Source organism: Leptospira saintgironsiae (genome assembly GCF_002811765.1).
GTDB lineage: Bacteria > Spirochaetota > Leptospiria > Leptospirales > Leptospiraceae > Leptospira_B > Leptospira_B saintgironsiae.
In genome coordinates, this window is the sequence record NZ_NPDR01000003.1 from 338862 (window position 1) to 354419 (window position 15558).

Genomic DNA, 15558 nt, shown 5'->3' on the forward strand with positions numbered 1-15558 from the left:
ATGGCCAAGGGCAAACAAAAATCAGGTTTTTGGAATAAACTCTTTTTCTGGAGAAAGAAAAAGAAGATCTCTGCAGAAACTGAAAAAGAACTAGTTCGAGATAGCCGAGGTTATACTTGGGAATTAAAAGACCTAAGAGAAAAAGCGGATCGCTTTTTTGTGACACGTAAAAAACCTTCTGGCGTAATTTTTGAAAATCCTTCCTTAAAGCTTACTAAAAATAACAGAAACCTATTCCGTTTAGAAGGTAAGGAAAAATCAGGAAGAGAATACTCTTTGGTTGTCTCTACTGGAAACTATCTAACGGAACAAGCAGGTAAGATTAGCGGAGTTCTCTTTTTAGGAGAAGCTGACTTAAATCGACTTTTGAGCGGAGATCATAAAAGCCTAAAAAGTATATTATCCGGAATTAATGCCCCAAATTGGGACGAAGAATCTTGGTCAGTTTTGCAAGAAGAGGCGGATTTAAAACGTTCAATCGATTCTTGGAAAGAGATCTTAACATGGGATCCAATTTGGAAACAACAGATATTGATTAATCTCAGGCCTAGCACCATCGCAGTATTATTGGTATTTTTAGGAAAAGAATTCGAAGATCTATTCCAAGCAAATTCTTCTGAAAGAGTGAAACAGATCGTTTCCAAAGAGCTGTATTTTTTAAACGTAAGCGGAAACAGGAATTCTCCGCATTCCGAAAATTTGACACTGTATGAATTTGATTCCGCCAAAAAGGATTTTGAGTCAGTGCTCTCTAAAATTCGGTCTAAAAAGGATAAATGAGAATGAACTTAAAAGAAATCGCATCCAAACAGATTCAGGACTCCATCGAGACTAAAAAAGCAGTATTGGATACACTTCTTCCTCAGATTGAAGAAGCAGGAAAAATCGCTTCCGAAGTATTAAAAAAAGGGAATACGATCCTTTTTTGTGGAAACGGTGGTTCTTCTTGCGATGCATCTCATATTGCAGCAGAACTTGTAGTTCGTTATAAATCTGGAAACGAAAGAAGAGCACTTCCTGCGTTATCATTGTCTGCAGATTCGGCTGTTCTAACAGCTTGTTCCAACGATTACGGATATGAATTTGTGTTTTCTCGTCAGGTAGAAGCTTTCGGAAAACCTGGAGATCTACTTGTTGGACTTTCAACCAGTGGGAATTCCAAAAACGTGATCGCTGCCTTGGAATCCGCTAAAAAGATCGGGATGAAAACAATCTCTTTCTTAGGTGGAGATGGCGGAAAAATGAAAGGAATGGCTGATCTAGATCTGATCATTCCAAGAAAAGAAACAGCACGTATCCAAGAATCCCATATTCTGATCGGCCATATTCTTTGTTCGATTGTAGAATACGAACTCTTTCAGTTAGGATGAAAATTGGAGAGAAATCACCTCACCGAAACTATTCTTTCTATACAAGATCTGAATGTAAAAATCGGGTCTTCTCATATTCTTAAAAACTTCGATTTCCAAATTTCTAAAAAGGAAGTTCATGCGCTTGTTGGAGAATCCGGAAGCGGAAAATCCACTTTTGCAAGCACAGTCCTTGGGCTTCTAAATGAAGAAGCTATCGTAACCTGGGAAAAGTTTTCTATCTTCTCCCAAGACATACAAAGTGGGGATTTCTCTCTTTGGAAAACTTGGCGAGGAAAACGGATCAGTTTGATCCCTCAGACCGCAGCAATTGGTCTTCATCCATTTTTAAGTATAGGATCACAGATCCTAGAATATTTCTCTCTCATCCAACCGGAACTTGCAAATCCAGAAACTGGTATCAGACTCCTAAAAGAATTTGGACTTTCTGATCCTAATGCTGCCTGGAATGCGAGACCTCACCAACTTTCTGGAGGAGAAAGACAGAGGATTTTAGTACTACTTTCGGTGTATTCTGGAGCAGAGCTGATTCTGGCAGACGAGCCCACTTCTGCTTTGGATCCGATCACTGGAAAGGCGATCCTGGAACTTTTGAGAACCAGGGTGAAAGATCTGGGAGCGGGTCTTCTATTTATCAGCCATGATCTTAGTTCTGCCAAGGAGCTAGCCGATACTATAACTGTAATGAAAAGTGGAGAAAAACTAGAGACCCTAAAACAACAAAATGGGTCCTGGGAACCACATTTAGAGTATTCCAGAAAACTGTTTACTTTGGATGAAAATCCCGCATAAATTGCAAAACCTTATGATCGGCCGCTTCTTCATAAACTTTCTCATCTTAATCGCTTGCGCATACCCTGCGTTTGTTGGGGCAGAAAGTATCCATTTAGAAGAATATGATATTTCCAGATATCCTAAAGTAGAATTAAAATTGAGAGCAGGTAAGGGTGTTTCTCTGGATCAGGAGATACTCACAGTTTCGGAACAAAAAGAAAATCGCGCAAGGAGAGTAGGGCCTCTCAAGATCCATAGACCGGAAGGCACAAGGCCGATCCATATTTATCTGATCACTCAAATGACGAATTCATTCGATCATAATGTGCAAGCTACAGAAATCTTAAAAACTATTGTAGAAAGAGCCGATTCTGCCGATCGTTTCAGTTTCGTATTTTTTACGGATGATGTATTCTTCTCCAAAGACGATCTAAGTAAATCGGATGCTTTGAAAGAAGCTAAGGTTCCAGGTGGGAAGTCCAACAGGAATACTTCTGCAAACCTAGATTATGTTTTTCAAAAGATCTCTCCTCGTTTGAAAGAGACTGATTATATTCTGACTCTATTTTACGATCAGGATCTCATCCCTTCCAATGAAGCACAGAATGGAGAATACACTCCGAATATCCCGATCCAGGTTTTGTCTTTTCCTTCTAATGGAGGAAAGTTCTTAGTCAAAAGATACGGTGGAACATTCTATTCCTTGAATAGTCCTGATTTTAGGACCCAGGTTTTTGGAGATCTGGATTATTTCAGAAAAGAACCTTGGTCTTTGGTTTACGAATCTCCTTTCCAAGACGAATGGCAATTCCAAGGAAGTGGAAATTTAGAAGTAGAACTGGAAACTAAAAATTCCAGAAGACTTAGTTTTTCCTACGATCTTCCATTTAGGACCAGGCTTCTCGTTTTCTTATTACATCCTTCTATCTTTTTGCCTAGCTTTACTTTCTTACTCGTTCTTACTTTGGTTGCTTTGATCGTAGTTCTAAAAAAAGGAAAAAAGCAGAATCCTGAAGGAACTGTAAGTCCAGAAGAAAGACTTCATACGATAGAATTCGAACAAGACGCTTACCGTAAAATGTATGGAAACCAGTACCAGCTTGTCTATTCGGAAGAAGACCGGATTGAAACGGAAAGGGCGGCGCCTGTTGCTTTAAAAGAATTCGAACAAGGCGAATCCTACGAAAAGGCCACACTTGTTTTTAAAGAAGGAAGAAATCCAGGTAAACAATACTCACTCTCAAGAGCCGAGACCAATATTGGAAATTCTGACCTTTGTGATCTGGTCTTATACGAACAATCTGTCAGTAAAAATCATGCAAGGATCAGAAAGGTCCGCAACCGTTACATTATATATGATCTGGTGTCCGAATCCGGAACCTTCTTAAATGGTAAAAAAATTCTGAGACCAAGGATCTTGTACGATTTTGACGAGATTGGAATCGGTAAGGCTTTACTCGTTTTTAGAGGCAAGTAATAGATTCGGGGCCTCGTCCCGGAACCTTCTTTACGAAAAACCCCTGATTTTTAGCATGGAAGAGAGCTTCCGTAAGGAAGTCTAATCTTTACTCTTGAATTTACCCCCTAGGGACCTGCAAACCATGAAAACGATGTTCGAAAAAATCTGGGAAGACCATTTGGTCGGTGAAATGGAAGGAGAGTCTTATATTATTTATATAGACCGACATCTGATCCATGAGGTAACGAGTCCCCAGGCTTTCGATGGTATTCGTATGGCTGCAAGAAAGGTCCGCCGTCCTGAAGCTACTTTTGCTACCATGGACCATAACGTTTCCACTCGGATCCGTGATCTGGAATTGGCTGATCCAATCTCTGCCAACCAGATGAAAACTCTTATCAAGAATTGTAATGAGAACGGTATTACTCTTTATGATCTAAATCACCCTGACCAAGGGATCATCCATGTTATCGCACCTGAGATGGGACTCACTCATCCAGGTATGACTATTGTTTGCGGGGACTCTCATACTTCTACTCATGGAGCTTTTGGAGCACTTGCTTTCGGAATAGGAACTTCTGAAGTAGAACATGTGCTTGCTACCCAAACTCTTTTGCAAAGAAGAGCAAAAACTATGGAGATCAGAGTTGATGGTCAACTTTCTCCTCATGTAACTGCTAAGGATATCGTTCTTGCGATCATCGGAAAGATCGGAACTGGCGGAGCAACTGGATATGTAATCGAATATAGAGGATCTGCAATTTCTTCCTTAAGTATGGAAGCTCGTATGACAGTTTGTAATATGTCTATCGAGGCTGGTGCAAGAGCAGGACTTATCGCTCCGGACCAAACCACTTTTGATTATCTGAAAGGAAAAGATTTCGCACCTAAGGGTGCAGAATGGGATCTGGCTGTCCAAAAATGGAAACGTTATGTGACAGACGATGGAGCAAAATTTGATACTAGTATAGTATTAAAAGCAGAAGAGATCGCTCCACAAGTTACTTGGGGAACTTCTCCAGGACAAGTAGTTCCTGTGACTGGAATTGTTCCTGATCCAAAAGATGCACCGGATGCAGTAGAAAAGACTAGTATCGAAAACGCACTTAAATATATGGACTTGAAACCTGGACAAAAGATGGAAGATGTCTTTGTGAATAAGGTATTCATCGGTTCTTGTACAAATTCTAGAATTGAAGACCTTAGAGTAGCTGCGACGACCGTAAAAGGTAAGAAGGTTTCCAGCAAGGTCCAGGCAATCGTTGTTCCTGGTTCCGGAAGAGTGAAACGCCAAGCAGAATCAGAAGGACTAGATAAAATTTTCATAGAGGCAGGCTTCGAATGGAGACAACCAGGTTGTTCTATGTGCCTTGCTATGAACGACGACGTTTTACAGCCAGGAGACAGATGCGCTTCTACTTCCAATCGTAACTTCGAAGGAAGACAAGGAAAGGGTGGAAGAACTCACCTAGTTGGTCCTGCTATGGCAGCCGCTGCCGCAGTCGAAGGACATTTTGTAGATATTCGGAACTGGAAATAAGGATACTAATTCATGAAACCCTTTACTCAACACGACGGTTTAGCGGTCCTAATTGATCGCCCAAATATAGATACGGATGCAATCATCCCTAAACAATTTTTGAAGAAGATAGAACGTACCGGTTTTGGTACCCATCTATTCCATGACTGGAGATATCTGGATGACGAGGGAACTAAACCGAATCCTGAATTCAGCCTGAACCAAGACAGATATAAAGGCGCTTCTATTCTTGTAACCAGAGACAATTTCGGATGTGGCTCTTCCAGAGAGCATGCTCCTTGGGCTTTAGAAGATTTTGGATTTAGAGCTATTATTGCTCCTTCTTACGCTGATATTTTTTATAATAATTGTTTCAAAAACGGTATGCTTCCAGTTGTTTTAAAGCCGGAAGAAGTGGACGAAATTTTCAAGATCGTGGATAAGACTCCGGGAGCCAAAATTAAGATCGATCTGGACAAACAGAACGTGATCAGTCCTTCCGGAAATGTTTACAATTTCGAGGTGGATTCTTTCCGTAAGTATTGTTTGTTCAATGGTTTGGACGATATCGGTTTAACTCTGCAGCACGTTGCTGAGATCTCTACTTATGAAGAGAAAAATCGAAAAGATGTTCCTTGGTTATACGCTTCTCATAAGTAATTTTCTAAATACAGGACTCTAGAAGACTATGTTCGACGAAATTTCACGCTCCATAGATGAATTCGGCAATAGCCTTCTGGGGGCTTTGAATAATGTTCAAAATGCTTTCGGAAGAGAGCTAAGCGTAGCTAAACCGATCAAAGAGAATGTTCTCCAGATGATCGGTAATACTCCTCTTATCCGATTGAACCAGATCGGTTCTCATATTCCGAATGTGGAAATTTATCTAAAAGCAGAATTCTGTAATCCAACCGGCAGCGTAAAAGATAGAACTGCACTTTCTATGATCCTTGCGGCAGAAAGAAGAGGGGAACTAAAACCGGGCGGTTCTATTTTCCAAGCTGGATATAATACTACTGCAATCTCTTTAGCTTGGATCTCTACTCTTCGCCAATACAAGTTCAAAGTATTTCTAGCACCTGATACAGATCAGGAGAAGATCAAAGAATTAAAATCTTACGGTGCTACTGTAGAAGTAGTACAACTTGCAAAAGGTAACTGGGACGATTCTCTTTTAGAAACTGCAAAGGCAGCCAAAGATAAAGAGAAAAATAGCGTGATCTTGAATGAATTCAAGGATATGGCAAATACGAATGCACACTTCTTATTTACTGGGCCTGAGATCTGGAGAGATCTTGCTGGGAATGTAGATGCATTCGTAGCAGGAGGAGGTTCCGGTGGAACTCTTTCCGGTGTAGGAAGATATTTAAAGAGTAAAAAACCTTCTCTTAGAGTGATCATGGGAGTGAGCAAAAATTCTCGCTTCATCCGTAAAATGATCCAAGGTGATTCCAGTATTCGACTTCCTGAATCTTTCGATCCTAAAGTGACTGACCAGTATATTGGGGTGGATAGAGACGAGGCGCTTCGTTATCAATCTGAACTCTACCAAAAAGAAGGAATTTTTGCGGGACTGACTACAGGTACTACTTTGGCGTCTGCTATTCATTACGCAGAAAGTCTTCCTACTCGTGAAGATCAAAAAACTCCTAGCTATAAGATCGTAGTACTTTCTCCAGACCGACTCTAATTGGAATGGAAGAATCTTATTATTCCGCCTTACGTGAATCTTTAAAAAAAGAAAGAAAGGCGGAGCTGGATAAGTATAAGGAAGAAATTTCCTCCTCCGATATCAACCAAAGGATCCAAGACGGATTCACTGTATTTCCTTTAGTATACGAAGACGCTGAATTAAGCGCAGACGGAAATTGGAAAGTTTTACTTAGGACCACAAAATCCAAAAATATTCCCGAACTATTCAGACCAGGAACACCTGTTCGTATCGTAAAGCAATCAGAGGAATATATTTCAGTTTTACTGAAAGCAAACGAAGATTCCTACCTTGTTTATATGGAAGAAGTACCTGACTGGGTAGAAGAGGGTAAACTTGCTCTGGAAATACTTCCGGATGAGACAAGTTTTAAGGAATGGGATCGTGCCTTAGAAAAAGTAATCTCTGCCCAGAAAGGATCCAGAGCAAAATATTTCGCGGATCTATTTTCCAATCAATTAGAAGTTTCTAAACCAAATTTTAAATCACTATCTAATCTTCCCGAAACTCTGAACGACTCACAGAAAAAGGCAGTATCCGCAATTTTACAAACAGAAGATTTTATTTTAGTTCATGGTCCTCCCGGAACTGGTAAGACTAAAACGATCGTAGAAGCGATTCGTATTCTGGCAGCGGATGGAAAACGAATACTCGCATCTGCTCCTACAAACTCAGCGTCAGATCTACTTGTAGAATCTTTAGAAAAACTCAAAGTTCCTGTTTTAAGAATAGGCCATCCTGCTCGGATGCATCCAGATATTATCCAAAATTCCTTAGAGATGAAATTAAATCATTCTCCGGAAGCAAAACTGATCGAAAGAGACAGAAAAGAAGTCCAGGAATTATTGAAGAAGGCCCGCAAATACAAAAGAAGTTTTGGTAAAGAAGAAGCTGAAGAAAGAAGAAGTCTCTATAAAGAAGCAGATGCTTTACGGAAAAGTATTAAAGAAAGACAGAAGGTCTTGATCCGATATTTGCTTGAGTCACATCCAGTGATCGTTTGTACACATACTGGGGCTTCTTCTTACCAACTTCATAATTTAGAATTTGATTATGCAATTTTAGATGAGGGAAGCCAGGCAATAGAACCTTCTTCTTGGATCCCAATTTTAAAGGCAGATAAGTTTGTGATTGCAGGAGATCCATGCCAACTTCCTCCTACTGTAATTTCGGAAGACCCTTTACTTAAAGTTTCTTTAATGGAAAGACTTCTTCCTGTTTTTCAAGACAAGGAAAGAGTATTTCTTTTGGATACTCAATATAGAATGACTGATCCGATCCAAACATTCCCAAATCTAAAGTTCTATGAAAATAGACTTAAATCAGGATTAGAGCAGAATCTTAGAGAAAAAATTCCTTTTGATTCTGGAGAGCCATTCGGCTCCAGTTTAGTATTCTTAGATAGTTCTGGAACAGATACTACCGAAGAAAATTCGGAAGGAAGTTTGGGAAACCCTTGGGAAGCAGAGTTTACGGTAAATATAGTAAAGAAGATCATAGATTCAGGATGGGATCCTAAAAATTTGATCCTTCTTTCTCCTTATAGATACCAAAGATATCTTTTGAAACAAAAACTGGGAGAAGTGCTTCCCGAGTATTCTTCTCAGTTAGAAGTAGAGACTGTAGATTCTTTCCAAGGAAGAGAATCTGATGCGGTGATTTTTAGTTTGGTTCGTTCGAATCCAGAAGGTCAGATAGGCTTTTTATCTGAGACAAGAAGATGGAATGTGGGAATGACCAGAGCTAAAAGACTTTTAGTGATGGTGGGGGACGGCTCCACTTTAGGGCAAAACGATTTCTTTAAAGATTTACTAGAGACTGTGGAATTAGCAGGCGAACTTAGAACAGCCTGGGAGTTTTTAGATTAAAGTTACCAACTGAATTTTTTTCGGATCGGAACGTACAGAACTGCTATCCAAACCAAGGTAAATGCCAAATGAGAGATTAGAATATGGGCAGGATCCTGGACGGAACAAACAAACTTTAAAGATAGATTAGAACTTGCTAATAACAGGTTTAGAAATAAAAACCCTGAAAGTCCTGGCCTGGAACTAGCGGTATTTTTCAAAAAGAACCAAGCACAGGCTCCAAATAAAATCGAAGTAGTCGCTATAATTACAGAGCAGAGTCCTACATGAACATGGTCCGTAACTTCTTCTGTAAAAAATCTACTCAGTATATATATAATCCAAACAAATAACAAAGCTCCTGCTCCCCAAAATGCCCAAGCAGACCTTTCTTCAGGAAACGCGAGTTTGCAGAAAAGATATGAGGAAACAATTCCCCAAACTAATAATAACGTAGGTTCTGGCCACCAGCCTGGAAATGCGTTTGTTTTACCTATCAGATTTGATACAGACCAACCAAGGAGTATTCCAAAACCCAGTAAACCCAAACAGGAAAAGAAAAGAGAATATATGTTAAGACTCCCTTTTTCCAGGTCAAAACTCAATGTTTGGATCAGTTGTTTGGTTTTGTCCGAATTTGTCATGTCTTCCTCCTGGTTTAGATTTTCCGCATTAATATAAGAAAGATTGGACATCCTTAAAAAATCCAGTCCAATAGCTTTTCTTTATACGACTCATTAATTCATTCGAGTCAAACTGCATAAGGTTACATGGCGGAAAAGCAAGAAATCTGGCAAATTCTTTCGGAAAGAATGCGCTTAGCCCAAGAAGGAGATTCCAAGGAATACGAACTCCTACTTTCCAAATGCAGGGAAATTTTAAACAATCATTTGAGCTCTAAGGTTCGTGACAAGGAAGATAGAGAAGACTTGATCCAGGATATTTTGATCGGTATCCACAAGGCCAGGGTCACTTACAGAAAGGAAAAACCATTTGCACCTTGGTTTTTCTCCATCGCAAGATATAAGACCATAGACTATATCCGCAGGAAAGGAACCAGAGATAGGCTTGTCCCCACTGAAATGGAAGGATTTGCTCAGGAAGAAAAGACTTCTATAGAGGACAAGTGGGAGGTCCAACAAGGACTAGAATCCTGGCTAAATGTTCTGGAGCCTAGACAGAGAAGGATCCTTACAATGGCTAAATTGGAAGGAAAATCAGTCAGAGAGATCTCAGAATCCACTGGTCTTTCCGAATCCAATGTAAAAGTGATCGTCCATCGTTCCCTAGAAAAGTTAAAACGATTTTTTTCTGAATCTGAAAGAACGATAGAAGGTTCAAAAACGTCCAAGAAATAGAAAATGCCCGGTAAAACAAAGATCCGCAGGATACCTTCTCTCCAAGAAATTTCTCCAGAGGAGTGGAATCTTTTAGGAGATCCAGAAAATCCATTTTCCAATCATGAATTTTTACATTCACTAGAACTTTCTTCCTGCGTAGGTGGAAGGACGAGTTGGCATCCTGAGTATTGGGTGGCAGAAGACGAGAATGGGATACATTCATCTCTTCCTTTTTATCATAAGTACGATTCTTATGGTGAGTATATTTTCGATCATTCCTGGGCTAATTTTTTCTCCCAGAATGGACTTTCTTATTATCCTAAGGGACTTGTAGCTTATCCATTCACTCCAGTTAACGGTAAGAAAATATTCAGAAGAAATAATGTGTCTGCAGATGAAGCGTTGGATATCCTACTTCCTCCCTTATTAGAGAATGCAAAGACAGAAGGTCTCTCTAGTATTCATTTTCTTTTTTTAGAAGAGGAAGAAGCTATCGCTTTAGAGAGAAGGGGATTTGCAACCAGGATCACTCACCAATTCCATTGGAAGAATAGAGGATATACTGGTTTCGAAAACTTTTTAGGAGATTTTAGATCCAAAAAGAGGATACAGATCAAAAAAGAAAGAGAGACCATCAAAGAATCAGGAATCCAGATCTTATGCAAAGAAGGTAAGGATATCTCTGAACAGGATATGGACTGCATCTATTCCTTTTATACGGAGACCTATTCTAGAAAATGGGGATCTCCTTATTTGAACCGTAAATTTTTTAAGATCATCTTAGAGAAATTTTCTCAAAATCTGGTATTGTTTTTAGCGAAGAAGGACGGGGACACGATAGGCGGAACATTCAACCTGAAAAAGGGAAAGAAGTTGTATGGAAGGTACTGGGGTTCTTCTGGGCATTATCCTTTTCTACATTTTGAATGTTGTTATTATTCTCCTATTGAATACGCTATCAAGAATGGTTTTGAAATTTTTGAGGCAGGGGCCCAAGGAGAGCAGAAGTTTTTAAGAGGATTTCCTGCCGTTCCTACTTATAGCTCCCATTTTATTTTCCATGACCAGGCTCGAAATGCGATTGAACGTTTTTTAGAAAGCGAAAGAATGCATATGCAAGAGATGATAAGGGAAACAAATCTTTCTTCCCCACTAAAGGACGAGGCCCCAAGGGGAGAATCCGAATACCAATGAGCGATTTAAAAACAGAAGAGCAGGTTCTCACAAAGGAGAAACTGAAACTAAAAAAACCAGCCAAGTATAGGGTAGTGATCTTGAATGATGATTATACTCCTATGGAGTTTGTGGTTTGGATACTTCGCGTGGTATTTTATCGGACTCAGGTCGAGAGCGAACAAATAATGTTGCAAGCGCATACGACCGGAAAGGCACTTTGTGGAGTCTATTCTCATGACGTTGCCAGAACAAAAGTGAATGAGACTCATATACTCGCAGAGGAACATGGACATCCTTTGCATTGCCAAATGGAAATTGAAGAGGGGGAAGAATCATGACCTTATCCGAAGAACTAGAAAAATCTCTAAACCAAGCAAGAACGGAAGCCCTCAAAAGAAGAAATGAATATATCACACTTGAGCATATTCTTCTTTCCTTAACGAATGATCCAGTAGCGGCTGAAGTTCTTATCGCATGCGGCGGAGACTTGGACCTGTTACGTTCTGAGCTAAAAGAATATCTAGATACTGAAATGGAATCAGTGCCTGAATCTTTTGGAGAGATAGAACCTGAATATACAATCGGCGCTCAAAGAGTTCTTCAATTAGCAGCATTTCAAGTACAATCCACTCAAAAGAAAAAATTGGATGGAGGTTATGTATTAGCCTCTCTGTTTAGAGAAGATCAATCTCATGCAGTTTTCTTTTTAGGAAAGCAGGATATTTCCCGCCTTGATGTAATACGTTATATTTCCCATGGAATCAAAAAATCAGGGGAGAAGGTAGAAGAAGGAAATTCTACAGACGAGGGTTCCAAAAAACAAAGTGGAGATGCTTTGGCTGATTTCTGCGTAAATCTGACTGAAAAAGCAAGCCTTGGCAAATTAGATCCTTTAGTAGGAAGAGGAGAAGAGATTGAAAGGACTATTCATATCCTTGCAAGACGTCGTAAAAATAATCCTATCTTTGTGGGAGATGCAGGAGTTGGAAAAACTGCAATCGTAGAGGGACTTGCTCTTCAGATCGTAAATGGAAAGGTTCCTGATGTATTAAAAAATACGAAAGTGTATTCTTTGGATATGGGACTGCTACTTGCAGGAACCAAATTCAGAGGAGAGTTTGAGGAAAGATTGAAGAATGTGGTGCAGGCTATTTCTTCTGATCCGGACAATGTACTATTTGTAGATGAGATCCATACAATTATAGGTGCGGGTGCTGTGTCAGGGGGATCTTTAGATGCTTCTAATCTTCTGAAACCTGCTCTTTCTAATGGAGAGCTCCGTTGTATTGGAACTACAACATACAAAGAATATAAAGCGATCTTTGAGAAGGACCATGCACTTTCTAGAAGATTCCAAAAATTGGAAGTAAACGAACCAAGTGTAGAAGAGACTATCCAGATCTTAAAAGGACTTCTTCCTAAATACGAACAATTTCACTCCGTAAAATATTCATCAGGAGCTGTAGAAGAAGCAGCAAAACTCGCAGATCGTTATATTCTAGATCGTAAACTTCCTGATAAGGCAATTGATCTAATTGATGAGGCAGGCGCAAAAGTAAAACTTAGAGAAAGTTCCAAATCCAAGATCGTAAGTGTTAAAGAGATCGAAGAGCTAGTATCAAAAATTTCTAAAATTCCTCCAAGAACTGTAAAAGCGGATGATAGAGAAAAACTCAAAAACCTGGATGAAGAATTAAAAGGAAAAATTTACGGCCAAGACAAGGCGGTGATAGAACTTGTACAGGCGATCCGACTTTCCAGAAGTGGATTATCGGAACCTGGAAAACCTGTGGGTTCTTTCTTGTTTGCGGGGCCTACTGGTGTGGGTAAAACAGAATTATCCAAACAACTCGCTGCTATTTTGGGTGTAGAATTCATCCGATTCGATATGAGTGAATATATGGAGAAACATACTGTTTCTCGTCTTATTGGTTCTCCTCCAGGTTACGTAGGTTTTGAACAAGGTGGGCAATTGACAGATGCAATTGTTCGCACTCCACATTGTGTTCTTCTATTGGATGAGATTGAAAAGGCTCATGAGGATATTTATAATATTCTTTTACAGATCATGGATCATGCCACTCTAACTGATAATAACGGTAGAAAGGCGGATTTCAAACAAGTCATTTTGATCATGACGACAAATACTGGTGCAAGAGAAAGAGCTTCTAATCCATTAGGATTTGATAATACTGCTTTAACTGATCGTGGATTAAAAGCGATTGAAAAACAATTCTCTCCTGAGTTTAGAAATAGGCTTACTGCTGTAATCGAGTTCTCTTCTTTAGATGAAGGAACTGTTTCCAAGGTGGTTCGTAAACAGTTAGAACTTCTGGAAATCAGATTAAAAGAGAAAAGTATCCAACTTCATTACGGAGAGGATGTTCTAATCTGGATCGCTAAAAAATCCTATGATCCTCTTTTTGGGGCAAGGCCAGTCCAAAGGTGGATTGATTCTAATATTTCCAAAAAATTATCTGAAGAGATTCTCTTTGGAGAATTAAAAAACGGCGGGGATGTGAATTTGGAAATACAAAACGAGGAACTTAAATTAGTCTTCCGTTCTAGAGAAAAATAATGTTTTTTAGAACGGTTAGACCTAGTCCCAAATATTTCTTACTATATTCAATTTTGCTTCTTCTTGTTTTTGGATCATGCAAGAAGAATACATTATTCATCGAAGGAAGAGAAGTTTCCACCCAGAACCTTGTATCTCCTAAGTTTGGCATAGATCCAAACACTTTGTTTGCCGAATCCAAGAAGATCATGATCTCTACCGATTCTATTGATGCATCCAAGGTGGGACTAGAGATCTATAAAAAAGGCGGAAACACGATCGATGTGGCAGTCGCTTCTTCTTTTGCTGTTTCCGTTACCCGTCCTTCTTCTACTGGAATTGGTGGTGGTGGATTTTTAGTCTATCATCATGCAAAATCCGGAAAATCATACGCGTTTGATTTCAGAGAAAGAGCTCCTTTATTAGCAAGCCGTAATATGTATAAAGGTCGTCCCAAGGAAGAATCCTTACTCGGATATAAATCCGTAGGTGTTCCTGGAATGGTGGCCGGTCTTGTGCAGATCCATAAAAAGTTCGGCAAACTTCCTTTAAAGGAGGTTTTAGCTCCTGCTATTCGATTGGCCGAACAAGGATTTGTAGTTTATCCAGACCTTTCAGAAGCAATCCAAGAGTCAGAACAGGATATGAGTCCCGGAATGAAGAAGATCTTTATACCAGGAGGAAAGATCCCTGAGTCTGGAGAGGTATTTGTTCAAAAAGACCTCGCAAAAACTCTTAAAATCATTTCTGAAACTGGAGATAGGGATTTTTATACAGGAGTAATTGCTAAGGTCCTCGCAGAAGAAGTTTCTACAAATGGCGGACAAATTCATTTTAGCGATCTGAAAAACTATAGAGTAAGAGAAGAAAAACCTTTAGAGATCAATTATAGAAATTATAATATTAGGACTATGTTTCCTCCTTCTTCTGGAGTTCATCTTTTTACAATGTTAAAGATGTTAGAAACGAAAGAACTTCATTCTATGTATGATTTCTCTCAGAGTGATTATTATCATTTCTTAGCAGAAGTTATGAGAAGAGGATATTCTGATAGAGCAGTTCTTGGAGGAGATCCAGGGTTTACAAAAATCCCAGTGGAAACTTTGATCTCTTCTGATTATGCTAAGGGAAAAATTTCTGACTTTAATCCTGGGAAAGCAACACCTAGTTCCACTTACTTGAGTAGATTGAATCTAAAAGCAGAATCTCCTCAGACTACTCATATATCTGTAGTGGACGCAGAAGGAAATGCAGTTTCTACTACTCATTCTATTAATTATAGATTTGGTGCAGCAGTTGTGCTCGAAGGTTATGGTTTTGTTCTGAATGATACAATGGACGATTTCAGTCGTTCTCCCGGGGAGCCTAATGTATATGGGCTGATAGGTGCCGAAGCCAATTCTATCCAACCTGGAAAAACACCTTTGAGTTCCATGTCTCCAACTATCGTTTTGAAAAATGGAGAAACATTTTTGGTCACTGGAGCTCCAGGTGGCTCTTATATAGTAAATGCAGTTTTACAATCCATATTATTTACTTTAGATTTAAATCTTACACTGTATGAGTCGGTTGCAAGGGGAAGGATTCATCATCAGTTTTTCCCGGATGCACTTTCAATAGAAGGGCCGGCGACTGATACTGCTACCTTCAATCAGCTTAAAGCGAAAAAACATGAGGTAAGACTCGGAAATAATATGGCGAAACTATTCTGTGTAAAAAGAGAGAATGGTATATTGTATGGCGCGGCAGACCCACGGGGAGATGGAATCCCTCTGGGAGAATAATATTAATAAAAAGAACTAGGA

14 protein-coding genes are annotated in these 15558 nt (G+C 39.5%); 13 read left to right on the forward strand and 1 reads right to left on the reverse strand.

Features of this window, described 5'->3' with window-relative positions:
• From CH362_RS09165 to CH362_RS09200, 8 genes are all read left to right on the forward strand, one after another.
• Positions 1–780: an LBBP_01157 family protein gene (locus CH362_RS09165; protein ID WP_100710048.1), complete on the forward strand. Its 780-nt coding sequence runs from the start codon at positions 1–3 to the stop codon at positions 778–780.
• A gap of 2 nt (positions 781–782) precedes the next feature.
• Positions 783–1370, forward strand: coding sequence for a D-sedoheptulose 7-phosphate isomerase (gmhA, locus tag CH362_RS09170; protein ID WP_100710246.1), 588 nt, complete (start codon positions 783–785; stop codon positions 1368–1370).
• A 3-nt stretch (positions 1371–1373) separates the two neighbouring features.
• Complete coding sequence (locus CH362_RS09175; protein ID WP_100710049.1) at positions 1374–2162, forward strand: ATP-binding cassette domain-containing protein; 789 nt, start codon at positions 1374–1376, stop codon at positions 2160–2162.
• A complete protein-coding gene (locus CH362_RS09180; protein ID WP_100710050.1) occupies positions 2146–3621 on the forward strand; it encodes an FHA domain-containing protein in 1476 nt (491 codons plus the stop codon). The genes CH362_RS09175 and CH362_RS09180 overlap by 17 nt, the downstream gene beginning before the upstream one ends.
• A 124-nt stretch (positions 3622–3745) precedes the next feature.
• On the forward strand, positions 3746–5143 hold the full coding sequence (gene leuC, locus CH362_RS09185; RefSeq protein ID WP_100710051.1) for a 3-isopropylmalate dehydratase large subunit: 1398 nt from the start codon (positions 3746–3748) through the stop codon (positions 5141–5143).
• A gap of 12 nt (positions 5144–5155) precedes the next feature.
• A complete protein-coding gene (leuD, locus tag CH362_RS09190) occupies positions 5156–5782 on the forward strand; it encodes a 3-isopropylmalate dehydratase small subunit (RefSeq protein WP_100710052.1) in 627 nt (208 codons plus the stop codon).
• 28 nt (positions 5783–5810) lie between these two features.
• Positions 5811–6812, forward strand: coding sequence for a PLP-dependent cysteine synthase family protein (locus CH362_RS09195; protein ID WP_100710053.1), 1002 nt, complete (start codon positions 5811–5813; stop codon positions 6810–6812).
• A gap of 5 nt (positions 6813–6817) precedes the next feature.
• Positions 6818–8701 carry an AAA domain-containing protein gene (locus CH362_RS09200; RefSeq protein WP_100710054.1) on the forward strand — a complete coding sequence of 628 codons (1884 nt, stop codon included), beginning with the start codon at positions 6818–6820 and terminating at the stop codon, positions 8699–8701.
• A gap of 2 nt (positions 8702–8703) precedes the next feature.
• Here CH362_RS09200 and CH362_RS09205 read toward each other — a convergent pair whose 3' ends face one another.
• Positions 8704–9324, reverse strand: a complete 621-nt coding sequence (locus tag CH362_RS09205) for an NrsF family protein (RefSeq protein ID WP_100710247.1) — start codon at positions 9322–9324, stop codon at positions 8704–8706.
• Positions 9325–9450: 126 nt separating this feature from the next.
• On the opposite strand from CH362_RS09205, the gene CH362_RS09210 reads away from it, so the two are divergent.
• Genes CH362_RS09210 through ggt form a run of 5 tightly spaced genes read left to right on the forward strand, consistent with a single transcriptional unit; the run spans position 9451 to position 15537 of the window.
• Entirely contained in the window at positions 9451–10038 is a 588-nt protein-coding gene (locus CH362_RS09210; protein ID WP_100710055.1) for a sigma-70 family RNA polymerase sigma factor, read from the forward strand.
• A 3-nt stretch (positions 10039–10041) separates the two neighbouring features.
• Entirely contained in the window at positions 10042–11214 is a 1173-nt protein-coding gene (locus CH362_RS09215; protein ID WP_100710056.1) for a GNAT family N-acetyltransferase, read from the forward strand.
• Complete coding sequence (gene clpS, locus CH362_RS09220) at positions 11211–11534, forward strand: ATP-dependent Clp protease adapter ClpS (protein WP_100710057.1); 324 nt, start codon at positions 11211–11213, stop codon at positions 11532–11534. The genes CH362_RS09215 and clpS overlap by 4 nt, the downstream gene beginning before the upstream one ends.
• Positions 11531–13774: an ATP-dependent Clp protease ATP-binding subunit ClpA gene (gene clpA, locus CH362_RS09225; RefSeq protein ID WP_100710058.1), complete on the forward strand. Its 2244-nt coding sequence runs from the start codon at positions 11531–11533 to the stop codon at positions 13772–13774. Before clpS ends, clpA begins: the two co-directional genes overlap by 4 nt.
• Positions 13774–15537 (forward strand): gamma-glutamyltransferase, encoded by a 1764-nt coding sequence (ggt, locus tag CH362_RS09230; RefSeq protein ID WP_100710059.1) that lies wholly within the window; start codon positions 13774–13776, stop codon positions 15535–15537. Before clpA ends, ggt begins: the two co-directional genes overlap by 1 nt.
• The last annotated feature ends 21 nt before the right edge of the window (positions 15538–15558 follow it).